Source organism: Enterobacter sp. B79-1 (assembly GCF_057444735.1).
Genome location: NZ_JBYAZJ010000002.1, coordinates 418001 through 441374, shown reverse-complemented (window position 1 = coordinate 441374; position 23374 = coordinate 418001). Strand labels below are relative to the sequence as shown.

The following is a 23374-nucleotide window of genomic DNA, read 5'->3' as shown; positions in this document are numbered from 1 at the left end:
TTCCGCCCTTCAGACGTTAGCGATGGCGCAATGACGCAACAAACGTCGATTCTTTGCGCAACAGGGTCCCAGCAAAATCCGACATCGATCAAGTAATGAAAAAAAACAACAACATTTCTTGTCGACTGTTACCCTTTAGTAAAACACAGGGGTAATATCGGCTAAATCGAATCTCGATTTCATCTATTAATGAAATCGTTTCCACCCCCACGAGCGCCCTGTTAACAATGAACATGCTGGAAAAAATCCAGTTTCAACTGGAACACCTTAGCAAATCCGAGCGAAAAGTGGCCGAAGTTATTCTTGCCTCTCCGGCTCAGGCGATTCATTCAAGCATCGCCGCTCTGGCGCAGGAGTCGGGCGTCAGCGAACCGACGGTTAATCGATTCTGCCGCAGTCTGGAAACGCGCGGCTTTCCTGATTTTAAACTGCATCTTGCGCAAAGTCTGGCAAACGGCACCCCGTATGTTAATCGCAATGTGGATGAAGACGACAGCGTTGATGCATACACAGCGAAAATATTTGAATCCGCCATGGCGACGCTGGACCACGTACGTCAGTCGCTGGACATGGGCTCGGTCAATCGCGCGGTCGATTTACTGACGCAGGCCAAACGCATTGCCTTCTTCGGTCTTGGCTCGTCGGCTGCCGTGGCGCATGATGCCATGAACAAGTTCTTCCGCTTTAACGTACCGGTAATTTATACCGATGACATTGTGCTGCAACGCATGAGCTGTATGAATTGTAGCGAAGATGATGTCGTGGTACTTATCTCGCACACCGGGCGCACCAAGAGCCAGGTTGAGCTGGCTCAACTGGCACGTGAAAACGATGCCATGGTGATTGCCCTGACGACCGCAGGCACGCCGCTGGCGCGGGAAGCAACGCTCGCCATCACTCTGGACGTGCCGGAAGACACCGACATGTATATGCCTATGGTGTCACGTCTGGCGCAGCTAACGGTGATTGACGTGCTGGCGACCGGTTTTACCTTGCGCAGGGGTGCAAAATTCAGAGATAACTTGAAGCGTGTCAAGGAAGCGCTCAAGGAATCGCGTTTTGATAAAGAATTGCTTATAAAGAGCGATGTTCCCTAATAACTAAGATGTACGACTTACGGCATTCGGTCCCCTCTTTGCTGCCTTGCGGCAGATGAAGGCCGATTTAATGTTCACGCAACACCAAAGTTGTTTCAGTCAACGGAGTATTACATGTCCAGAAGGCTTCGCAGAACCAAGATCGTAACTACATTAGGCCCGGCTACCGATCGCGATAATAATCTTGAAAAGATTATCGCCGCGGGTGCCAACGTGGTGCGTATGAACTTCTCTCACGGTACGCCAGAAGACCATAAATTACGTGCCGATAAAGTACGTGAAATCGCGGCTAAACTGGGCCGCCATGTTGCCATTCTCGGTGACCTTCAGGGTCCAAAAATCCGCGTATCGACCTTTAAAGAAGGCAAAGTCTTCCTCAATATCGGCGATAAATTCCTGCTGGATGCTAACCTGAGCAAAGGCGAAGGCGACAAAGAGAAAGTGGGTATCGACTATAAGGGTCTGCCTGCTGACGTTGTGCCTGGCGACATCCTGCTGCTCGATGATGGACGCGTACAGCTGAAAGTCCTCGAAGTTCAGGGCATGAAAGTGTTCACCGAAGTGACCGTCGGTGGCCCGCTCTCGAACAATAAAGGTATCAACAAACTAGGCGGCGGCCTGTCTGCAGAAGCGCTGACCGACAAAGACAAAGCGGATATCGTAACTGCGGCGCAAATTGGCGTCGATTACCTTGCCGTCTCCTTCCCACGCTGCGGCGAAGACCTGAACTATGCCCGTCGTCTGGCGCGTGATGCAGGATGCGACGCGAAGATCGTTGCCAAAGTGGAGCGTGCTGAAGCCGTGTGCGATCAGGACGCGATGGACGACGTGATTCTGGCATCTGACGTGGTGATGGTTGCCCGTGGCGATCTGGGTGTAGAAATTGGCGACCCGGAACTGGTCGGCATCCAGAAAGCACTGATCCGTCGCGCGCGCCAGCTGAACCGCGCGGTGATCACCGCCACCCAGATGATGGAATCCATGATCACTAACCCAATGCCAACCCGTGCGGAAGTGATGGACGTGGCTAACGCCGTGCTGGACGGTACCGATGCGGTAATGCTGTCTGCGGAAACCGCTGCGGGCCAGTATCCGGCAGAAACCGTGGCCGCCATGGCGCGCGTGTGCCTGGGTGCAGAGAAGATCCCAAGCATTAACGTCTCTAAACACCGTCTGGACATTCAGTTCGACAACGTGGAAGAAGCGATTGCGATGTCTGCGATGTACGCAGCCAACCACCTGAAAGGGGTGACTGCCATCATCACCATGACCGAATCTGGCCGCACCGCGCTGATGACCTCGCGTATCAGCTCCGGCCTGCCGATCTTCGCCATGTCCCGTCACGAACGTACGCTGAACCTGACGGCGCTGTACCGCGGCGTGACCCCGGTTCACTTCGACAGCACCAATGACGGCGTCGCCGCCGCGCACGATGCCGTGAACCTGCTGCGCGACAAAGGCTACCTGGTGTCCGGTGATATCGTCATCGTGACGCAGGGTGATGTGATGAGCACCATCGGCTCAACCAATACCACTCGCGTACTGACCGTAGAGTAAGATCCGCTCCCCTCTCCCCTAAGGGGAGAGGGATAGGAGATGGGGAAGGTTTTTTATTTCCTCGGGAAAAGCTCTTTGCGCTTGTACGGCTCTGTTTCACCCGGCTTACGCGTCTTCAGCAGCTTCAGTATCCACGTGTACTGTTCGGCATGCGGCCCCACCAGAATTTCCACCTCTTCATTCATACGCCGCGCGATAGTGCGATCGTCTGCGGTCAACAGGTCATCCATCGGCGGCCGCACCTCAATGCTCAGGCGATGCGTTTTACCATCATAGACCGGGAACAGGGGGATCACGCGAGCTCGGCAAACCTTCATCAGGCGACCAATCGCAGGCAGCGTGGCTTTGTACGTCGCAAAGAAATCGACAAATTCGCTGTGCTCCGGGCCGTGGTCCTGATCCGGCAGATAGTATCCCCAGTAGCCCTGACGAACAGACTGAATAAACGGCTTGATGCCATCGTTTCGCGCATGCAAACGTCCACCAAAGCGACGACGCACTGTGTTCCAGACAAAATCATAGATCTTGTTACCCTGGTTATGGAACATCGCCGCCATTTTCTGACCCTGAGAAGCCATCAGCATCGCCGGAATATCAACGCCCCAGCCGTGAGGCACGAGGAAAATAACCTTTTCGTCGTTGCGACGCATTTCGTCGATGATTTCCAGCCCTTTCCAGTCAACGCGGTCGACGATCTTCTCCGGCCCTTTCAGCGCCAGTTCGGCCATCATCGCCATTGCCTGCGGCGCGGTGGTGTACATCTCATCGATGATAGCTTCGCGCTCGGCCTCGCTTTTTTCAGGAAAACAGTAGTAAAGATTGATCTGCGCGCGGCGGCGGGCGCTCTTGCCTAAACGTCCGGCCAGACGGCCAATTTTACCCAGAACGGGATCGCGCACCGAAGCAGGCAGCATCGCTATGCCAGCAAAGGCATAAACCCCAAGCCAGGCGCCCCAGTTGCGCGGATGGCGAAAAGATTTTTCAAACTCAGGAATGTATTCAATATTGTTTTTTTTGGTTTCCATGCTGGTTCCAGGGTCTGGTGACGCAAAAATATATTCAGATAGTGTAGCGAGGCAGTCGCTTGCGTACAAAAGAAAAAGCCGGCGCATACATACGCCGGCTTCATTAACAAACAGAGGGCTTAATCAAAGCGCAGCTGTGGCATCACCTCTTTGACCTGTGCCAGGTAATCGGTACGATCTTTACCCGTCAGACCTTCGGTACGCGGCAATTTCGCCGTCAGCGGATTCACGGCCTGCTGGTTGATCCACACTTCATAGTGGAGATGCGGGCCGGTTGAACGTCCGGTGTTACCCGAGAGCGCAATGCGGTCGCCACGCTTCACTTTCTGGCCAGGTTTAACCAGCAGCTTACGCAGGTGCATATAGCGAGTGGTATAAGTACGACCGTGACGGATAGCCACGTAATACCCTGCCGCGCCGCTGCGTTTTGCCATGACCACTTCGCCATCGCCAACCGACAGCACTGGCGTACCTTGTGGCATCGCGAAGTCTACACCACGGTGCGGCGCAACGCGTCCGGTGACAGGGTTAAGACGGCGCGGGTTGAAGTTAGAGGAAACACGGAACTGTTTAGCCGTTGGGAAGCGCAGGAAGCCCTTCGCAAGCCCCGTACCGCTACGGTCGTAGAACTTACCGTCTTCGGCACGGATCGCGTAATAATCTTTGCCATCAGAACGTAAACGAACGCCCACCAGCTGGCTCTGCTCACGCTTGCCGTCCAGCATTTCGCGGGACATCAGCACGGAGAATTCGTCGCCTTTTTTCAGCTTGCGGAAATCCATCTGCCACTGCATGGCTTTGATCACCGAACTGATTTCAGCGCTGGTCAGCCCGGCATCGCGCGCGCTGGAAACAAAGCTCGCCCCGACGGTACCGTTCATCACGCTGTTAACCCAGTCGCCCTGCTGCATTTCGCTGGTCATTTTGAAACCGTTTGCAGTGCGATCGTAGGTGCGGGTTTCGCGGCGGGACATCTCCCAGGTCAGACGTTGTAAATCGCCATCTGCGGTTAAGGTCCAGGAGAGCTGTTGACCAATTTTCAGATTACGGAGATCTTTGTCTGAGGCCGCGAGCTGGCTGATATTCCCCATGTCGATACCGTACTGGTTCAGCACGCTGCTTAGCGTATCACCGGTTGACACGACATATTCATGGATCCCCGCTTCATTGGAGATTTTATCGTCCAGTTCATCCTGCGGGATAGCTTCATCTTCCTGAGCAGCCTGGTCGATAGGTTCACTGGCCTCAGGCAACAGCGAACGGATCTCACTTTTCTCAAGCTCGATGGTTTTAATGATAGGGGCAGAACTCGGGTGGTAAACATAGGGCCGCCAGACGGCGACCGCTAAGGTGAGAACTGTAAGCGACCCCAGCATAACGCGGTGGGGTCGAGGCAGATTGTTAAATGCCAGGGCGACAGAGCGGGCTATCTGTTGCACGTATTCACTTCCTCGTTAATCTCCTTTCAGGCAGCTCGCATACTGATTCCCCAGTTGGCTGAGGAACTGCGAATAGCTCGCTTTGCTCAACTGGATGTTCGTACCTAGCGGGTCAAGGGTTCCCATGCGCACGGATGTTCCCCTGGCCACGGCTTCTACGACCGCTGGCCTGAACTGTGGCTCAGCAAAAACGCACGTCGCTTTTTGCTCAACCAACTGTGTTCTGATCTCATGTAAACGCTGCGCACCAGGCTGAATTTCAGGGTTAACGGTAAAGTGCCCCAGTGGGGTCAGGCCGTAGTGTTTTTCGTAATAGCCATAGGCGTCATGAAAAACGAAATACCCTTTTCCTTTTAGCGGTGCGAGCTCGGTACCCACCTGCTTGTCGGTTGCAGCTAATTGAGCTTCAAACGCTTTCAGGTTGGCGTCGAGTTTGACTCGACTTTGCGGCATAAGTTCCACTAATTTGTCATGGATTGCAACCGCCGAGAGCCGCGCTATCTCTGGGGAGAGCCAGAGATGCATATTGTACTCGCCGTGATGGTGATGCTCGTCACCTTTTTCGTCGTGAGCATGATCGTGGTCGTGTTCGTCACCGTCGTCATCTGCCCCTTTCATGAGCAACGGCGTTACGCCAGAAAGTTCAGCAATAGTGACCTGTTTTGCATCGGGTACCTGTTTCGCCGACTTCTGCATGAACGCTTCCATGTCTGGTCCAATCCAGACAACTAAGTCCGCGTTTTGTAAGCGCTTTACATCAGACGGACGCAGAGCATAATCATGCTCGGATGCACCATCCGGGAGCAGAACCTCGGTCTCAGTCACCCCATCAGCAATGGCGGCGGCAATGAATCCAAGCGGTTTAAGCGAAGCGACAACGGCGGCGTTAACATCTTGTGCTGTTGTCCCCCAAAGCGCAGCGGATAATGCTGCGAAAAGAAGCGTATTTTTATGTAACATAATGCGACTAATCATCGTAATGAATGCGTGGAATGTGATATTATAACATTCGTTGACTTCTGCAAGCTTAAATTGACATGACGACTTTGGTTTCTCTTGAAAATGTGTCGGTATCATTCGGTCAGCGCCGCGTCCTTTCTGACGTGTCACTGGATCTAAAACCCGGCAAAATTCTGACGCTGCTTGGCCCTAATGGCGCAGGCAAATCTACGCTCGTGCGCGTGGTACTGGGTTTGGTAGCCCCCGATGAAGGTGTTATCAAACGTGAAGATAAACTGCGTATCGGCTATGTACCGCAAAAATTACACCTGGACGCCACGCTGCCGCTGACGGTCAGTCGCTTTCTGCGTCTGCGCCCGGGTACCCGCAAGGCCGATATCCTCCCCGCACTGAAACGCGTGCAGGCAGGTCATCTTGTCGACGCCCCGTTACAAAAGCTTTCTGGCGGTGAAACCCAGCGCGTGTTGCTTGCCCGTGCACTGCTGAGCAGCCCGCAGCTGCTGGTGCTGGATGAACCCACCCAGGGCGTGGACGTAAACGGTCAGGTTGCGCTTTATGATTTGATCGACCAGCTACGTCGTGAGCTTGATTGCGCGGTGTTGATGGTTTCTCACGATCTGCATCTGGTGATGGCGAAAACTGACGAAGTGCTGTGTCTGAATCATCACATCTGCTGCTCCGGCACGCCGGAAGTGGTCTCGATGCACCCGGAGTTCATCTCAATGTTCGGCCCGCGTGGTGCAGAACAGCTGGGAATTTACCGCCATCATCATAACCACCGCCATGATTTACAGGGACGAATTGTCCTGCGCCGGGGAAACGGACACTCATGATTGAACTGTTACTGCCCGGCTGGCTGGCCGGGATTATGCTTGCCTGTGCCGCGGGCCCGCTGGGCTCGTTTGTGGTGTGGCGCAGAATGTCCTATTTCGGCGATACGCTGGCCCATGCTTCTCTGTTAGGGGTGGCTTTTGGCCTGCTACTGGACGTGAATCCCTTCTACGCGGTGATTGTGGTGACGCTGCTGCTGGCGGCCGGTCTGGTCTGGCTGGAGAAACGCCCTCATCTTGCGATAGACACGTTGCTTGGCATTATGGCGCATAGCGCCCTCTCTCTCGGCCTGGTCGTCGTCAGTCTGATGTCGAATATCCGCGTTGACCTGATGGCATACCTGTTTGGCGACCTGCTGGCCGTGACGCCGGAAGACCTCATCTCTATCGCCATCGGCGTGGTGGTGGTGCTCGCTATTCTGCTCTGGCAGTGGCGGAATTTGCTGGCGATGACCGTCAGCCCGGACCTGGCGTTTGTCGACGGTGTGAAGCTGCAGCGCGTGAAGCTGCTGCTGATGCTGGTGACGGCATTAACCATCGGCGTGGCGATGAAGTTCGTCGGTGCGCTGATTATCACGTCACTGCTGATCATCCCTGCGGCAACCGCGCGTCGTTTCGCCCGTACGCCTGAGCAGATGGCCGGTGTGGCCGTCATCATCGGGATGATTGCGGTAACGGGTGGGCTAACCTTCTCGGCGTTCTATGACACGCCAGCGGGGCCGTCAGTGGTGCTGTGTGCGGCGGCGCTGTTTATTTTCAGTATGATGAAGAAAGCCGCGGTTTGATATTTTGCCCGGTGGCGCTTCGCTTACCGGGCCTACAAAACCGCTCCGTAGGCCGGGTAAGGCGTAGCCGCCACCCGGCATTTTTTATGGCATTGCGGGCGGAGTGATTCCAAAATGATTCCACGCCCGCACCGTTGCCATACGTCCACGCGGCGTACGCTGCAGGAAGCCCTGCTGGATCAGATACGGCTCCAGCACATCCTCAATCGTCTCTCGCTCTTCTCCGATTGCCGCCGCCAGGTTATCCAGCCCGACCGGGCCGCCAAAGAACTTATCCAGTACCGCCAGCAGTAGCTTACGGTCCATGTAATCGAAGCCTTCCGCATCGACGTTCAGCATATCCAGCGCCTGGGCGGCGATCTCTGCCGAAATCGTGCCATCATGCTTCACTTCGGCAAAGTCACGCACGCGGCGCAGCAGGCGGTTTGCGATACGCGGCGTACCGCGGGAACGCTTCGCCACTTCAAACGCGCCCTCTTCGCTCATCTCCAGACCCATATAGCGAGCGCTACGGCCAACAATATGCTGGAGATCGGGCACCTGGTAAAACTCCAGGCGCTGCACGATGCCGAAACGGTCGCGCAACGGAGAAGTTAACGACCCGGCGCGCGTCGTGGCGCCAATCAGGGTAAACGGCGGCAGATCGATTTTAATGGAGCGCGCGGCCGGGCCTTCACCGATCATGATATCCAGCTGGTAATCTTCCATCGCCGGATAGAGCACTTCCTCCACCACCGGCGACAGACGGTGGATTTCATCGATAAACAGCACGTCGTGCGGCTCAAGGTTGGTGAGCATTGCCGCCAGATCGCCCGCTTTCTCCAGCACCGGACCGGAGGTGGTGCGCAGATTCACGCCCATTTCATTGGCGACGATATTCGCCAGGGTCGTTTTCCCCAAACCCGGGGGGCCAAAAATCAGCAGGTGATCGAGCGCATCGCCGCGAAGTTTTGCCGCCTGGATGAAGATCTCCATCTGGGAACGAACCTGCGGCTGGCCGATATACTCATCAAGCAGCTTTGGGCGGATCGCGCGATCCACCACGTCATCTGCCTGAATTGTGCCTGCCGATACCAGGCGGTCTGCTTCAATCATCCTTTACCTCACAATGCAGCGCGCAGCGCTTCACGAATCAGGGTTTCACTGCTGGCATCCGGTTTGGCAATTTTACTCACCATACGGCTGGCCTCCTGAGGTTTATAGCCCAGCGCCACCAGCGCAGCAACCGCTTCCTGTTCCGCATCGTCATCCGACGCAGGCGCGCCCGGGGACGTCAGCACCAGGTCAGCCGCCGGGGTAAACAGATCGCCGTGCAGACCTTTAAAGCGGTCTTTCATTTCGACAATCAGACGCTCGGCGGTTTTCTTGCCGATACCCGGCAGTTTAATCAACGCAGCAGGATCTTCGCGCTCAACGGCATTCACAAACTGTGGAGCGGACATGCCGGATAAAATCGCCAGCGCCAGCTTCGGCCCGACGCCGTTGGTTTTAATCAGCTCGCGGAACAAAGTGCGTTCCTGCTTGTTATTGAAGCCGTACAGCAGCTGGGCATCTTCACGCACCACGAACTGGGTAAAGACAATCGCTTCTTTGCCCGCGTCCGGCAGCTCGTAGAAGCAGGTCATCGGCATATGGACTTCATAGCCCACGCCACCCACTTCCAGCAGCACTAACGGGGGTTGTTTTTCAATGATGATGCCTCTGAGTCTGCCTATCACGTGACGCTCCTGCGTTCTGGAAAAATGTTGACTGGCGACATAATAAAAAAAGGCTGGATGTTTATCCAGCCTGATTTCTTATTATCGTAACCTGCCTCGTGCCAGATTAAGCCGCGACTCGCTCATCTGCATCGCGTTCTGGCTGACGTGACAGTGGGTAATCGCAATCGCCAGCGCATCGGCGGCGTCGGCCTGCGGGTTCGCGGGAAGCTTCAGCAAGGTACGCACCATATGCTGCACCTGGCTTTTCTCCGCGCTACCGATGCCCACCACCGTCTGCTTAACCTGTCTTGCCGCGTATTCGAATACCGGCAAATCCTGGTTCACGGCAGCGACGATGGCAACGCCGCGCGCCTGACCGAGCTTTAGCGCCGAATCAGCGTTTTTCGCCATAAAGACCTGCTCAATGGCGAAATAGTCCGGCTGAAACTGGGTGATGATCTCCGACACGCCCGCATAAATGAGCTTCAGACGCGACGGCAGGTCGTCAACTTTGGTGCGAATACAGCCACTGCCCAGGTAGGTTAGCTGGCGTCCAACCTGACGGATAACGCCATAACCGGTGACGCGTGAGCCTGGGTCAATCCCGAGAATAATCGACATCACGCGTCTCCTGTAACGGATTTATACGCTCTCATTAGAGAGTCGCTGCAACCTCATCAGAGATTTCACCGTTGTGATACACTTCCTGCACGTCGTCGCAGTCTTCGAGCATGTCGATAAGACGCAGCAGTTTTGGCGCAGTCTCTGCATCCATATCCGCTTTGGTGGACGGGATCATGGAGACTTCAGCGTTGTCCGCTTTCAGGCCAGCCGCTTCCAGCGCGTCGCGCACCGCACCCATCTCTTCCCACGCGGTGTAAACGTCGATAGCACCATCATCGAAAGTCACAACGTCTTCCGCACCGGCTTCCAGCGCCGCTTCCATGATCGCATCTTCGTCGCCTTTCTCGAAGGAGATGACGCCTTTTTTGCTGAACAGGTAAGCCACGGAACCGTCAGTGCCCAGGTTACCACCGGTTTTGGTGAACGCATGGCGCACTTCCGCAACGGTACGGTTACGGTTGTCAGACAGACATTCAACCATTACCGCTGTACCGCCAGGACCGTAACCTTCATAAATGATGGTTTCCATGTTCGCGTCTTCATCACCGCCCACGCCACGTGCGATAGCACGGTTCAGGGTGTCACGCGTCATGTTGTTCGACAGCGCTTTATCGATAGCCGCGCGCAGACGTGGGTTAGAACCCGCATCGCCGCCGCCCAGACGCGCTGCAGTCACCAGCTCGCGAATGATTTTGGTAAAGATCTTACCGCGCTTGGCATCCTGTGCCGCTTTGCGGTGTTTGGTGTTGGCCCACTTACTATGACCTGCCATAAAAAGTTCTCCAAAAATCGCGCCTTCTCAGGCTGCGTTAATTACAAATTCTTCAATCGCCTGCCGGTTGCTCCACGACTTGGTGAGTGCGGCGGCATCCGCCGCATTCACCCAGCGGTAGGTCAGGTGTTCAGTGAACACGATCTCCCGTTCGTGGGGAAGCGCAAGACAGAACCACGATTCCGTATTGCGTTCGATACCCGGCGCATAGCGATGACGTAAATGGCTAAAAATTTCAAACTCCACCGTGCGCTGACAGTCCTTCAGGGTCAGTTGCTCGCGAGCAACATCAATGGCGACCTCTTCCTTTACTTCACGCGCGGCGGCCTGCTGCGCGGTCTCCCCCTCTTCCAGACTGCCGGTAACCGACTGCCAGAAATCAGGATCGTCGCGCCGCTGCAACATCAGCACCCGCTTCGTGTCTTCTGCATAAATGACCACCAGGACAGAAACGGGAAGCTTATATGCCATATCAGTTTTTCTCTTCCTTCTTCACCACTTCAATGCCCAGCTCAGCCAGAGAGGCCGGGTTGGCAAAGCTTGGCGCTTCGGTCATCAGACACGCGGCAGCAGTGGTTTTCGGGAAGGCAATAACATCACGGATGTTATCGGTGCCGGTCAGCAGCATGGTCAGACGGTCAAGACCAAATGCCAGACCCGCGTGTGGAGGCGTGCCGTATTTCAGGGCGTCCAGCAGGAAGCCGAATTTCTCGCGCTGCTCTTGCTCGTTAATGCCGAGAATGCCAAACACGGTCTGCTGCATTTCACCGCTGTGAATACGCACGGAACCGCCGCCTACTTCGTAGCCGTTGATAACCATATCGTAAGCGTTCGCGACCGCGTCTTCCGGCGCCGCTTTCAGCTCTGCCGCACTCATGTCTTTTGGCGAGGTGAACGGGTGGTGCATTGCGGTCAGACCGCCTTCACCGTCGTCTTCAAACATTGGGAAGTCGATAACCCACAGCGGCGCCCATTTGTTTTCGTCGGTCAGGCTCAGGTCTTTGCCGAGCTTCAGACGCAGCGCGCCCATCGCATCCGCCACGACTTTCTTATTGTCTGCGCCGAAGAAGATCATGTCACCGTCCTGCGCGCCTGTGCGCTCAAGGATCGCTTCCACGATGTCTGCGTTCAGGAATTTCGCTACCGGGCTGGTGATACCTTCCAGACCTTTTGCACGTTCGGTCACTTTAATATAGGCCAGACCTTTCGCACCGTAGATCTTAATGAAGTTACCGTAGTCGTCGATCTGCTTACGGCTCAGGGCCGCACCGCCCGGAACGCGCAGGGCCGCGACGCGACCTTTCGGATCGTTAGCCGGGCCAGCAAATACCGCAAACTCAACGGCTTTCACCAGGTCTGCCACGTCCACCAGCTCCATCGGGTTACGCAGGTCTGGTTTATCAGAACCGTAACGGCGCTCGGCTTCGGCGAAGGTCATGATTGGGAAGTCACCCAGCTCAACGCCTTTCACGTCGTTCCACAGGCCGCGCACCAGCGCTTCCATCACTTCACGCACCTGCTCAGCGGTCATGAAGGACGTTTCGACGTCGATCTGGGTAAATTCTGGCTGGCGGTCAGCGCGCAGGTCTTCGTCGCGGAAGCATTTTACGATCTGGTAGTAACGGTCGAAACCGGACATCATCAGCAGCTGTTTGAACAGCTGAGGAGACTGTGGCAGCGCGTAGAATTTGCCTTTATGAACGCGGGACGGAACCAGATAATCGCGCGCGCCTTCCGGCGTGGCTTTGGTCAGCATCGGGGTTTCGATATCGAGGAAACCGTGGTCATCCATAAAACGACGCACCAGGCTGGTGATTTTCGCACGGGTTTTCAGGCGCTGAGCCATCTCCGGGCGACGCAGATCCAGGTAACGATACTTAAGACGCGCTTCTTCAGTGTTGACGTGGTTTGAATCCAGCGGCAGCGCTTCAGCACGGTTGATGATAACGAGGTCAGACGCCAGGACTTCAATCGCACCGGTCGCCATGTCTGCGTTAACGTTTTTCTCGTCACGCGCACGCACGGTGCCGGTGACCTGAATGCAGAACTCATTACGCAGTTCAGAAGCCAGCTTCAACGCCTCTGCACGATCCGGATCGAAGAACACCTGAACGATACCTTCGCGGTCGCGCATATCGATGAAGATAAGGCTACCAAGATCACGACGACGGTTGACCCAACCACACAGGGTAACCTGCTGCCCGACGTGGGACTGACGCAGCTGCCCGCAATATTCTGTACGCATGAGATATCCCTTAATTAGCCGCAGGCTGATTGTCGCCTGTCTTGCAGGCCACGATGTCGCAGCTTTCTGTATGTCACAACTGGATGAAAAAAGGCGGCTATTATACTGGAAATTCCGCCGGACGATAAGAGAGAAGCGCGGCCTGACGCTCGTTTGCTGCACTCTTATTGCGTATTCTCACAAAAATTAACAAAATTATCCGACCGATAACAGGCAATCACGTCGTAAGGTGTAGCCGAAGCTATTCATTTAACTGGAGTTACTATGTTGACACTTGATGCCACCAAAACTGCACTTGTGGTGATTGATTTACAGGAAGGGATCCTCCCCTTTGCCGGTGGCCCACATACCGCTGACGATGTGGTCAGCCGTGCGGCCCGTCTCGCGGAAAAATGCCGCGCCAGCGGTGCGCCTGTTATCATGGTGCGCGTCGGCTGGTCAGCGGATTTCGCCGAAGCGTTGAAACAGCCGGTCGATGCACAGGCTGCCGCGCACGCATTGCCGGACAACTGGTGGACATATCCTCTCTCGCTCGGCAAACGCGACAGCGATATCGAAGTCACCAAACGCCAGTGGGGCGCGTTCTACGGCACCGATCTGGAGCTGCAGCTGCGCCGTCGCGGGATCGACACCATCATCCTGTGCGGGATCTCCACCAACATCGGCGTGGAATCAACGGCCCGCAATGCCTGGGAGCTGGGCTTTAATCTGGTGATCGCCGAAGATGCCTGCAGCGCGGCATCTGCGGAGCAGCATCAGGGCAGCATGACCCACATCTTCCCGCGCATCGGTCGCGTACGCAGCACAAGCGAGATTTTAAGCGCCTTATGATATACGTGGGCCTGCCCCAGTGGTCGCACCCGAAATGGGTGCGTCTGGGCATCACCAGTCTTGAAGAGTATGCCCGCCACTTCAACTGTGTCGAGGGTAATACCACGCTGTACGCGCTCCCCAAAGCAGAGATTGTTGAGCGCTGGCGGGAACAAACCACGGACGCGTTTCGCTTCTGCTTTAAATTTCCGGCGACTATCTCCCACAACGCCGCGCTGCGTAACTGCGGTGACTTAACCGAAGAGTTCTTTACGCGCATGTCCCCGCTGGCCAACCGAATCGGCCAATACTGGCTCCAGCTTCCCGCAACCTTTGGCCCACGCGATTTGCCCGCGCTGTGGCAGTTCCTGGATGTTCTGCCCCGCGAATTCACCTACGGCGTAGAAGTCCGACACCAGGACTTCTTTGCGAAAGGTGAGGCCGAACGCGCGCTCAATCGCGGTCTTCTTGAACGTTCCATTAACCGGGTGATCCTCGATAGCCGCCCGGTACACAGCGCAATTCCTCATAATGAGGCTATTGTGGATGCCCAGCGCAAGAAGCCAAAAGTTCCGGTGCATGCCATCGTGACCGCGCAAAATCCAATGGTCAGGTTCATCGGCAGCGATAACATGCAGCAAAATCAGGATATGTTCGCCGTCTGGCTGCAAACGTTAGCGAAATGGGAGCAAACGACCACGCCCTATCTTTTCCTGCACACTCCCGACATTGCCCAGGCTCCCGAACTGGTCGATGCTCTCTGGCAGGCCTTGCAGGCCGCGGTTCCGTCCGTCGGCAGCGCCCCTTCTATTCCACAACAATCTTCTCTTTTTTGAGGAAGGCACTTATCATAGAGAGGTGCCATCTGCCAAATAACAGGGAGTTTGTATGGTCAGCGCGCTGTATGCGGTGTTAGGTGCATTACTGCTGATTAAGTTTTCATTTGATGTTGTGCGCCTGAGAATGCAATACCGCGTCTCCTACGGTGACGGTGGTTTTTCCGAACTGCAGAGCGCCATTCGCATTCACGGTAACGCGGTTGAATACATTCCCGTCGCACTGATCCTGCTGCTGTTTATGGAAATGAACGGGGCAGAAACCTGGATGGTGCACGTCTGCGGCCTGCTCCTGATTGCGGGTCGGTTAATGCATTATTATGGCTACCACCACCGCGTATTTCGCTGGCGTCGTTCCGGCATGAGCGCGACCTGGTGTTCGCTTGTGCTGATGGTGCTGGCTAACCTTTGGTATATGCCGTGGGAGTTGGTTTTCTCCTTCCGTTAGCGCACAATACGCCCCTTTATTTTTCCCGGATTTTTACGTTATGTCAGATCGCGACACGCTTTTTTCCGCGCCTATCGCCAGCCTGGGCGACTGGACCTTTGATGAACGGGTAGCCGAAGTCTTCCCGGATATGATCCAGCGCTCTGTTCCCGGTTACTCCAATATTATTTCTATGATCGGCATGCTGGCTGAACGTTTCGTTCAACCCGGCACGCAGGTCTATGATCTGGGCTGTTCGCTCGGCGCGGCAACGCTGTCGATCCGTCGTAACGTACGTCAGGATGACTGCAAAATCATTGCCGTCGATAACTCTCCGGCCATGGTCGAACGCTGTCGACGCCACATTGACGCCTATAAAGCACCCACCCCTGTCGAGGTGGTGGAAGGCGATATTCGTGATATCGAGATCAAAAACGCGTCGATGGTGGTACTGAATTTTACCCTGCAGTTCCTGGTGCCTGAAGACCGCCAGCTGCTGCTGGACAAAATTTATAAAGGTCTGAATCCCGGCGGCGCGCTGGTGCTCTCAGAGAAGTTTAGCTTTGAAGACGCTAACGTAGGCGAACTGCTGTTCAACATGCACCACGATTTCAAGCGTGCGAACGGCTACAGCGAGCTGGAGATCAGCCAGAAGCGCAGCATGCTCGAAAACGTGATGCTGACGGACTCCGTTGAAACCCACAAGGCGCGCCTGCGCAAAGCGGGATTTGAGCACAGTGAACTGTGGTTCCAGTGCTTTAACTTTGGCTCTCTGGTGGCGCTGAAAGCTGAGGATGCAGCATGATTGAGTTCGGCAACTTCTATCAGCTGATTGCAAAAAATCACCTCTCCCACTGGCTGGAAACCCTGCCTGCGCAGATCGCCACCTGGCAGCGCGACCAGCAGCATGGGCTGCTTAAGCAGTGGTCCAACGCGGTGGAATTTCTGCCGGAACTGACGCCGCACCGTCTGGATCTGCTGCACAGCGTGACGGCGGAAAGTAAAGAGCCGCTCCCTGCCGGGCAGATAAACCGCATCGAGACCCTGATGCGTAACCTGATGCCGTGGCGCAAAGGGCCGTTCTCGCTGTACGGTGTGGACATTAATACCGAATGGCGCTCAGACTGGAAATGGGATCGCGTTCTGCCACATCTTTCAGACCTGAGCGGGCGCACCATTCTGGACGTGGGCTGCGGCAGCGGTTACCACATGTGGCGCATGATTGGCGCAGGTGCCCATCTGGCCGTCGGTATCGACCCGATGCAGCTGTTCCTGTGCCAGTTTGAAGCGGTGCGTAAACTGCTGGGCAACGACCAGCGCGCGCACCTGCTGCCGCTGGGCATTGAGCAACTCCCTGCCCTGAAAGCCTTTGATACCGTCTTCTCCATGGGCGTGCTGTACCACCGTCGTTCCCCGCTTGAACATCTCTGGCAACTGAAAGATCAGCTGGTCAGCGGCGGCGAACTGGTGCTGGAAACGCTGGTGATTGAAGGCGATGAACATGCCGTTCTGGTGCCGGGCGATCGCTACGCCCAGATGCGCAACGTCTATTTCATCCCTTCCGCGCTGGCGCTGAAGAACTGGCTGGAAAAATGCGGGTTTGTGGATGTGCGGATTGCGGATGTCAGCGTGACCTCTCTCGAAGAACAGCGCCGCACCGACTGGATGATCACCGAATCGCTGGAGCAGTTCCTCGACCCGGCCGACCACAGCAAAACCATTGAAGGCTACCCGGCCCCGATGCGTGCAGTGTTGATTGCGACCAAGCCGTAACCCTTTAGCCGGGTGGCGGCTACGCCTTACCCGGCCTACTCCCGATTTTGTAGGCCCGGTAAGCGAAGCGCCACCGGGCGCAGGAGAAAAAAAGGCCCCTGTTGAAATTGCAGGGGCCTGGTACAAGCAAGCATCATATTGGGCGACATGATGCGCGGTAAAAATCGGTACGTTGCTACACGTGATGACGTTCAATCAACGATTTCATTACCGCAACCGACTCTCCATCTACACCGTAGCGTGAGTACTCATCCGCTTCAGCATCCGTCGACATAGACAACCCTGTATTGCGATAACGCATGGGTGACGGTATCCATTGACCTGCCGAGCTGTGAAGCTCTTCTACCCCTGCGTCTAAAAACAGTTTCAGATTGCTGGCGCGTACTCCTGCGCCCGCCATGATTATTGGAACACCGGAATGTGCTTTTAGTTCCGTAATTAATTGCAGTCCTTTTTCAGCTGACGACTGCTGACCCGATGTCAGAATGCGCGCCACGCCAAGTTCTCCAAGCGTTTCAAAGGCCTGAAGCGGATATTTACACATATCAAATGCACGATGAAAAGTGACGGCCAGCCCCTGCGCGGCGCTCATGACCTGACGCATGCGCGGTATATCAATATTGCCGTCTTCATCCAGCAGACCGGTAACCAGCCCCGGGAACCCCAGTTCCCGAACGAGCGCGATATCATCAAGCATGGCACTGAACTCGCCCGCCGTGTAACAAAAATCACCGCCGCGCGGACGAATAATCGGGTGTACGGGAATCGTGACGGCCTGACGGGCAGACTTCAACACGCCGCAGGAGGGCGTCAGCCCGCCCTCTTTCGGTGCCGCGCACAGTTCAATGCGATCCGCACCCTGCTCCTGCGCGGTCACGGCACACTCCACGCTGTAACAACAAATCTCCAGCAGCGCCATTTAATCCTCCTTAATTTCCACTCAACGAACCATCATGCCACGCCATCCCTTTTCGGTCCCGGCCTGAACTCACAACTCTTAGGCTTCACTGGCAACGATCTGTTCGATCGTCCACGGATGAAACTTCACCGTGACCTGTCCGTCAGTAACGGCAAGCGTGGGATTGGGTAAACGCTCGCGCTCACCTTTTGGTGAACTCGTTTTCACATAGATACCCGGCTGGCTTAAGCCCTCGTCGGATAACAGCGCCAGCGCGCGGGCGTTCAGCGTTTCCGGCTCACCCGGCAGGACAATTTCGATGTGCTCCCAGCCTTCATGCGGATAGCGTTTTTCGCCCGGCCACGGCAGTTCGATAACGGTGAATTGCCAGTGCGCGACACGCACCGGTTCATGCAATTTGAACAGGCAGATTGGGCGACCGTTAATGATATTCTCAGAAAGCAGTTCACCGCACTCCTCGAAACCGCGACGCCAGCGCTCGGCTGTCGCATTCTGATGACAGCGCAGAGAGATGTGATCGGCCTCAAGCGGTGCGATATCCAGACCCAGGCGGGTGGCAAGTTCTGTGAACGCCTGAGTGAAGCGCGGTAAATCTGCGGAAATATCATGCAGTTCGTCAATGGTTTGCCAGTTCGCCATACGTCAGTCTCTTATCATGTCGCAAAGCCGCTAATTTACTCTGTTCCCCCCTTTCGACCAACCGCAGAATAGGGGTTTTTACGACTGCATGATTATGCACACCTTCTTAGCCTGGATTCTGTACTATCTTCAGCCCCCGCAATGCTGACGCCAGAGGGCATTTGCAGTATACTCCCGCCCTAAATTCTTTAACGGGCGCGGGTCGTTGTTCCCCCGCACCAAAAACGTAAGGTATCCAGGTGAATATTCAGGCTCTTCTCTCAGAAAAAGTCAGTCAGGCACTGATTGCCGCAGGTGCGCCTGCGGATTGCGAACCGCAGGTTCGTCAGTCAGCAAAAGTACAGTTTGGCGACTATCAGGCTAACGGCGTGATGGCAGTGGCTAAAAAACTGGGCATGCCGCCGCGACAGCTCGCTGAGCAGGTACTGACGCATCTGGATCTCACCGGGATTGCCAGCAAGACTGAAATCGCCGGTCCGGGCTTTATCAACATCTTCCTCGAGCCCGCTTTCCTGGCAAGCCACGTTGACGCGGCGCTGAAATCAGACCGTCTGGGCGTTTCCCAGCCGAAGGCGCAGACCATCGTGATCGACTACTCCGCGCCAAACGTGGCGAAAGAGATGCACGTCGGCCACTTGCGCTCCACCATTATCGGCGACGCCTCTGTGCGTACCAATGAATTCCTCGGCCATAAAGTGATCCGCGCGAACCACGTGGGCGACTGGGGAACCCAGTTCGGTATGCTGATTGCTTACCTGGAAAAACAGCAGCAGGAAAACGCAGGCGAGATGGCACTGGCGGACCTGGAAGGGTTCTACCGTGAAGCCAAAAAACACTACGACGAAGACGAAGCCTTTGCCGAGCGCGCGCGCAGCTACGTAGTAAAACTGCAGGGCGGCGACACATACTTCCTCGAGATGTGGCGCAAGCTGGTTGACATCACCATGTCCCAGAACCAGCTGACCTATAACCGCCTGAACGTCACCCTGACCCGCGACGACGTGATGGGTGAAAGCCTCTACAACCCAATGCTGCCTGGCATTGTGGCAGACCTGAAAGCCAAAGGTCTGGCGGTAGAGAGCGAAGGTGCAACGGTGGTATTCCTTGATGAGTACAAAAACAAGGAAGGCGAACCGATGGGCGTCATCATCCAGAAAAAGGATGGCGGCTATCTTTACACCACCACCGATATCGCCTGTGCGAAATACCGTTACGAAACCCTGCATGCTGACCGCGTGCTGTATTACATCGACTCCCGCCAGCACCAGCACCTGATGCAGGCATGGACCATCGTGCGTAAAGCCGGTTACGTGCCGGATTCAGTACCGCTGGAACACCACATGTTCGGCATGATGCTGGGTAAAGACGGTAAGCCGTTCAAAACCCGCGCGGGCGGCACCGTTAAGCTCTCCGACCTGCTGGACGAAGCGCTGGAACGCGCCCGTCGCCTGGTCGCGGAGAAAAACCCGGACATGCCTGCCGACGAGCTGGAAAAACTGGCTAACGCTGTCGGTATCGGCGCGGTGAAATACGCGGATCTGTCCAAGAACCGTACCACCGACTATATCTTCGACTGGGATAACATGCTGGCATTTGAGGGCAACACGGCACCGTACATGCAGTATGCCTACACCCGCGTGCTCTCCGTGTTCCGTAAAGCCAATATCGACGAAAGCGTGCTGGCGAACGCCACGGTGAATATTACCGAAGATCGCGAAGCGCAGCTGGCAGCGCGTCTGCTGCAGTTTGAAGAGACGTTGACGGTTGTGGCGCGTGACGGTACGCCGCACGTGATGTGTGCTTACCTGTACGATCTGGCGGGTCTGTTCTCCGGCTTCTACGAGCACTGCCCTATCCTGTCGGCAGAAAGCGAAGCGGTTCGCAACAGCCGCCTGAAGCTGGCGCAGCTGACGGCGAAGACCCTGAAGCTGGGTCTGGATACCCTGGGTATCGAAACCGTAGAACGTATGTAAAAACAAAACCCGGCGCAAGCCGGGTTTTGTTTTGTAGCCCCGGTAAGCGCAGCGCCACCGGGGATATCCACAGGTTCAGAAGTATTTCCGCAAATACTCCGTCAGACACAGTATCGCCATCGCCTGTCCGTACGGCATCGACGTCAGCGGGATCTGGCGATAAAACTCCAGATCGCTTCCCATCCCCGTACCGAATGACGTTTGCAGCAGTTCCCCTTCCGGCGAGATATTTTTCACGATACCGCGAATCGCTTTTTCTGCCACTTCGGCATACTCCGCGCCAACGTAACGCTTGCGCACCGCCTTCAGAATGCCGTAAGCAAACCCGGCGGTAGCCGATGCTTCAAGATACGAATTCGGATCGTCGAGCAGCGTATGCCACAGCCCACTCTCATCCTGACATTTCGCCAGCGCCGCAACCTGCGCGTTCAGCACCTGCACCAGATAGCGGCGCACGGCGTTGTTTTCCGGCAGATCCACCAGCTCGAGGAAGTCCGGGATCACGATAGTGAGCCAGCTGTTGCCGCGTGCCCAGCGGGCATTGGCGAAGTTATGGTTGCCGTCGTAGCTCCAGCCGTGGAACCACAGGCCGGTCTCCCGATCCATCAGGTTTTGCACGTGCAGCAGGAACTGATAGACCGCCTCTTCAACGTACTCCGGCTTATTGAGCAGCTTGCCGATTTTCGCCAGCGGCAGGACCGTCATCATCAGCGTGTCGTCCCACATCTGCTGATGGTTCTCTTCCGCGAGGGTGATGTGCTGCATGCCACCGTGTTCGGTGCGCGGCATCTCATTCATCGCCCATTCCGCCCAGCTTTCCAGCCACGGCAGCCAGGCCGGGTTTTTCGTCTCTTCGTAGCGATAGGCCAGCGTCAGGAACGGCGACATGGTATTGACGTTTTTGGTGGTTGCGCCTTCCGCAAAACGGTCGGCAAACCAGCCGTCGATAATCTCACGCATACCTTCATCGCCGGTCTGGCAGTAGTACTGCCAGATCCCATACAGGCCGACGCCGTGCGTCCATTCCCATCCGGCCCAGCCTTTGGTGTCGATTACGCGCCCGTCGTCCAGCCGCAGCAAAAATTGCCCCGTTTTGTCGTGGATATTGACCAAGTTATGCGTCACCTTTTGAATCAGCGACTTCAGCTCGTCCCGGGCGATAAAGCGCTCGGGTTGACGCAGTAACGGGCTATGTTTGACAGGCCAAACTTTCATCATCTTAACCTCTGTTGTATGTCGAATTCAGTACCGCGCGATCCTTCAGCGAAGGTGCCGCCGGTTTATTACGATTCAGATAACCAATGTTGTTATTGCCCCACAGTGACTCGTAAGGTATGCCGGCCAGCATTTCCACTGTCTCGCGGGCCTGCGGCGTAGCGGCTTCTGGCATCGCCCGGCCGGACTCGCGCATTTTGGCGGTCTCTTCGCGCAGCGTGCTGTGGGTCTGCAAATTGAGCTTGAAGCGCAGGGAAACGAGGAAGCCGCAGAACAGCACCAGAATGGTGCCCACGCTCAGGATCATCAGGATGGTGTGGCTCACTTCCGCAGGCTGCACTTTCTGACCGCTGACAAAGCCGGACATCTGCATCACGATGCCCACCAGCATCACCGCACCGGCCTGTGACGCCTTACGGGTCAGGGTCATGATGCCCGCGAAGATCCCCTCGCGGCGCTGGCCGGTGATCACTTCATCCACGTCGGCAATGTAGGTGTAGGTGTTCCACGGTACGTAGTTGATACCGCCGCGACCGAGGCCCGCCACCGCAGAGATCAGCAACAGCAGAGAGTAAATGTCGCTCAGACCCGCGTAGTAGAGCACGGCGTAAGAAATGGATGCCAGACCAAACAGCACCACCACCATGCGGTAAGACGGCGCAGGCCCGAAGCGAATGCACAGCGGGATCATCCCGATTACGGCCAGGAACTGGAAGATGGCCATCGTGCCCAGCAGGTTGGACGCCATAGAGGCTTCCTGCATCAGTACGAACACCACGTAGTAGGTGAACACCGCGTTAAAGACGTCCTGCGCGATGTACCCACCGAGGTACATACCCAGATGCTGGCGGAAAATCTTGATACGCAGCGTCGAGCTTAACTCCACGAACAGACGGTTCAGGCTCTGCCCCAGCGTCAGCTTCTTCTTCTCCTCTTCGGCACGCAGCGCCGCTTCAGACCACTCCTCACGCGGGCGCTCCCAGGTAAAGAACCAAACGAAGGTCAGCATCAGCGCGCAAAGCACGGAGAAAACCAGGCTTGCGTAGAAGAAGGAAACCGCATTGTCTTTCCCGAAGTGGGTCAGCAGGATCCCCGGCAGGAAGGAGGCCAGAATGGCGGACATCTGCGCCATAGAGATACGCGCCCCGGAGAACTTGGTTTTCTGTTTAAAGTCATCGGTCATTTCCGGTACCAGCGTTTCGTACGGCACCAGAATCATGGTGTAGACAATATCAAACACCAGATAGGTCAGCAGGTAGTACCAGAAGCTCATGTCCCCTACCCACATCAGCGAGTAGCTGAACACGCACGGAATACCCAGCAGGATAAAGAACTTACGGCGACCAAAGCGCTTACCGAGCCAGGTTGTACCAAAGTTATCGGTCAAAAAGCCCATCAGCGGGCTGACAACGGCATCCAGCACCCTTGCGGCGGCAAAGATGAACGTTGCTTCAATCGGTGTGAGTCCACAGAAGGTGGTATAAAAATACAAAAGCCAGGCCGCCGTCAGCGCGGTGGTACCCGCGCCGAGGAAATCGCCTGACCCGTAAGCAAGATAATTTGCGAGTCCAATTTTACGTGTTTTCATTGCCGTCAACCCTAATCAGTTTTGGGAGACTCCCTGTAAGCAAACCTCGTCCGGGAGTTTTTACACGGCTACAGTAAAAGTATCGACTTGTTGATACCTTTCTGTTTCTGCCATCGCACAGGGGTGAATGGCAAAAATGCAAAGAGTGTCGTCACGCGTG

The 23374-nt window shown here is 55.8% G+C and carries 23 protein-coding genes; 10 read left to right on the top strand and 13 right to left on the bottom strand.

All coding sequences use genetic code 11. The features are described 5' to 3' along the window. Window positions 1-227: 227 nt before the first annotated feature. Both AC2T6E_RS09895 and pyk read left to right on the top strand, forming a co-directional pair. The gene (locus tag AC2T6E_RS09895) at window positions 228-1097 is read left to right on the top strand and encodes a MurR/RpiR family transcriptional regulator (RefSeq protein WP_010432597.1); all 870 of its coding nucleotides are present in this window, start codon (window positions 228-230) and stop codon (window positions 1095-1097) included. A 114-nt stretch (window positions 1098-1211) separates the two neighbouring features. Next, window positions 1212-2654, top strand: coding sequence for a pyruvate kinase (pyk, locus tag AC2T6E_RS09890; RefSeq protein WP_010432595.1), 1443 nt, complete (start codon window positions 1212-1214; stop codon window positions 2652-2654). A gap of 53 nt (window positions 2655-2707) precedes the next feature. Here the strand turns inward: pyk and lpxM are convergent, their stop codons facing one another. The 3 genes from lpxM to znuA form a co-directional block, all read right to left on the bottom strand. Continuing rightward, window positions 2708-3679: a lauroyl-Kdo(2)-lipid IV(A) myristoyltransferase gene (lpxM, locus tag AC2T6E_RS09885; protein ID WP_089598192.1), complete on the bottom strand. Its 972-nt coding sequence runs from the start codon at window positions 3677-3679 to the stop codon at window positions 2708-2710. Window positions 3680-3798: 119 nt separating this feature from the next. Next, a complete protein-coding gene (mepM, locus tag AC2T6E_RS09880) occupies window positions 3799-5118 on the bottom strand; it encodes a murein DD-endopeptidase MepM (RefSeq protein ID WP_010432589.1) in 1320 nt (439 codons plus the stop codon). A gap of 15 nt (window positions 5119-5133) precedes the next feature. Then, a complete protein-coding gene (znuA, locus tag AC2T6E_RS09875; protein ID WP_348572897.1) occupies window positions 5134-6078 on the bottom strand; it encodes a zinc ABC transporter substrate-binding protein ZnuA in 945 nt (314 codons plus the stop codon). Window positions 6079-6155: 77 nt separating this feature from the next. On the opposite strand from znuA, the gene znuC reads away from it, so the two are divergent. Beyond that, window positions 6156-6911: a zinc ABC transporter ATP-binding protein ZnuC gene (gene znuC, locus AC2T6E_RS09870; protein ID WP_089598190.1), complete on the top strand. Its 756-nt coding sequence runs from the start codon at window positions 6156-6158 to the stop codon at window positions 6909-6911. Then, window positions 6908-7693: a zinc ABC transporter permease subunit ZnuB gene (gene znuB / locus AC2T6E_RS09865; RefSeq protein ID WP_108417582.1), complete on the top strand. Its 786-nt coding sequence runs from the start codon at window positions 6908-6910 to the stop codon at window positions 7691-7693. Before znuC ends, znuB begins: the two co-directional genes overlap by 4 nt. An 84-nt stretch (window positions 7694-7777) precedes the next feature. On the opposite strand, the gene ruvB is transcribed toward znuB, so the two are convergent. The 6 genes from ruvB to aspS form a co-directional block, all read right to left on the bottom strand. Beyond that, complete coding sequence (gene ruvB, locus AC2T6E_RS09860; RefSeq protein WP_010432579.1) at window positions 7778-8788, bottom strand: Holliday junction branch migration DNA helicase RuvB; 1011 nt, start codon at window positions 8786-8788, stop codon at window positions 7778-7780. An 8-nt stretch (window positions 8789-8796) separates the two neighbouring features. After that, window positions 8797-9411 (bottom strand): Holliday junction branch migration protein RuvA, encoded by a 615-nt coding sequence (gene ruvA, locus AC2T6E_RS09855; protein WP_010432577.1) that lies wholly within the window; start codon window positions 9409-9411, stop codon window positions 8797-8799. An 81-nt stretch (window positions 9412-9492) separates the two neighbouring features. After that, window positions 9493-10014, bottom strand: coding sequence for a crossover junction endodeoxyribonuclease RuvC (ruvC, locus tag AC2T6E_RS09850; protein ID WP_003859749.1), 522 nt, complete (start codon window positions 10012-10014; stop codon window positions 9493-9495). A 34-nt stretch (window positions 10015-10048) separates the two neighbouring features. Next, window positions 10049-10789, bottom strand: a complete 741-nt coding sequence (locus AC2T6E_RS09845) for a YebC/PmpR family DNA-binding transcriptional regulator (RefSeq protein WP_010432574.1) — start codon at window positions 10787-10789, stop codon at window positions 10049-10051. A gap of 27 nt (window positions 10790-10816) precedes the next feature. Continuing rightward, entirely contained in the window at window positions 10817-11260 is a 444-nt protein-coding gene (gene nudB, locus AC2T6E_RS09840; protein WP_120157991.1) for a dihydroneopterin triphosphate diphosphatase, read from the bottom strand. Window position 11261: 1 nt separating this feature from the next. Beyond that, a complete protein-coding gene (gene aspS, locus AC2T6E_RS09835) occupies window positions 11262-13034 on the bottom strand; it encodes an aspartate--tRNA ligase (protein WP_010432570.1) in 1773 nt (590 codons plus the stop codon). A 264-nt stretch (window positions 13035-13298) separates the two neighbouring features. On the opposite strand from aspS, the gene AC2T6E_RS09830 reads away from it, so the two are divergent. The 5 genes from AC2T6E_RS09830 to cmoB are packed head-to-tail and all read left to right on the top strand — an operon-like array spanning window position 13299 to window position 16880. Then, on the top strand, window positions 13299-13865 hold the full coding sequence (locus AC2T6E_RS09830) for a hydrolase (RefSeq protein WP_100166021.1): 567 nt from the start codon (window positions 13299-13301) through the stop codon (window positions 13863-13865). Next, window positions 13862-14680 (top strand): DUF72 domain-containing protein, encoded by an 819-nt coding sequence (locus AC2T6E_RS09825; RefSeq protein WP_089598187.1) that lies wholly within the window; start codon window positions 13862-13864, stop codon window positions 14678-14680. The genes AC2T6E_RS09830 and AC2T6E_RS09825 overlap by 4 nt, the downstream gene beginning before the upstream one ends. A gap of 52 nt (window positions 14681-14732) precedes the next feature. Further along, complete coding sequence (locus AC2T6E_RS09820; protein ID WP_010432562.1) at window positions 14733-15128, top strand: MAPEG family protein; 396 nt, start codon at window positions 14733-14735, stop codon at window positions 15126-15128. Between the two features lie 40 nt (window positions 15129-15168). Further along, the gene (cmoA, locus tag AC2T6E_RS09815; RefSeq protein ID WP_010432559.1) at window positions 15169-15912 is read left to right on the top strand and encodes a carboxy-S-adenosyl-L-methionine synthase CmoA; all 744 of its coding nucleotides are present in this window, start codon (window positions 15169-15171) and stop codon (window positions 15910-15912) included. After that, window positions 15909-16880 (top strand): tRNA 5-methoxyuridine(34)/uridine 5-oxyacetic acid(34) synthase CmoB, encoded by a 972-nt coding sequence (gene cmoB / locus AC2T6E_RS09810; RefSeq protein ID WP_108417580.1) that lies wholly within the window; start codon window positions 15909-15911, stop codon window positions 16878-16880. Before cmoA ends, cmoB begins: the two co-directional genes overlap by 4 nt. Before the next feature lie 175 nt (window positions 16881-17055). On the opposite strand, the gene cutC is transcribed toward cmoB, so the two are convergent. Together cutC and AC2T6E_RS09800 are read right to left on the bottom strand one after the other, a co-directional pair. Then, on the bottom strand, window positions 17056-17799 hold the full coding sequence (gene cutC, locus AC2T6E_RS09805; RefSeq protein WP_182400790.1) for a copper homeostasis protein CutC: 744 nt from the start codon (window positions 17797-17799) through the stop codon (window positions 17056-17058). A 78-nt stretch (window positions 17800-17877) separates the two neighbouring features. Further along, window positions 17878-18438: a VOC family protein gene (locus AC2T6E_RS09800; RefSeq protein WP_108417578.1), complete on the bottom strand. Its 561-nt coding sequence runs from the start codon at window positions 18436-18438 to the stop codon at window positions 17878-17880. Window positions 18439-18677: 239 nt separating this feature from the next. Here AC2T6E_RS09800 and argS point away from each other — a divergent pair, with 239 nt between their 5' ends. Further along, window positions 18678-20411 carry an arginine--tRNA ligase gene (gene argS, locus AC2T6E_RS09795; protein WP_010432547.1) on the top strand — a complete coding sequence of 578 codons (1734 nt, stop codon included), beginning with the start codon at window positions 18678-18680 and terminating at the stop codon, window positions 20409-20411. A gap of 75 nt (window positions 20412-20486) precedes the next feature. Here the strand turns inward: argS and bglB are convergent, their stop codons facing one another. Then, window positions 20487-21626 carry a beta-galactosidase BglB gene (bglB, locus tag AC2T6E_RS09790; protein ID WP_126816354.1) on the bottom strand — a complete coding sequence of 380 codons (1140 nt, stop codon included), beginning with the start codon at window positions 21624-21626 and terminating at the stop codon, window positions 20487-20489. A 4-nt stretch (window positions 21627-21630) separates the two neighbouring features. Next, window positions 21631-23214, bottom strand: a complete 1584-nt coding sequence (locus tag AC2T6E_RS09785) for an MFS transporter (protein ID WP_278435799.1) — start codon at window positions 23212-23214, stop codon at window positions 21631-21633. Between the last annotated feature and the right edge of the window lie 160 nt (window positions 23215-23374).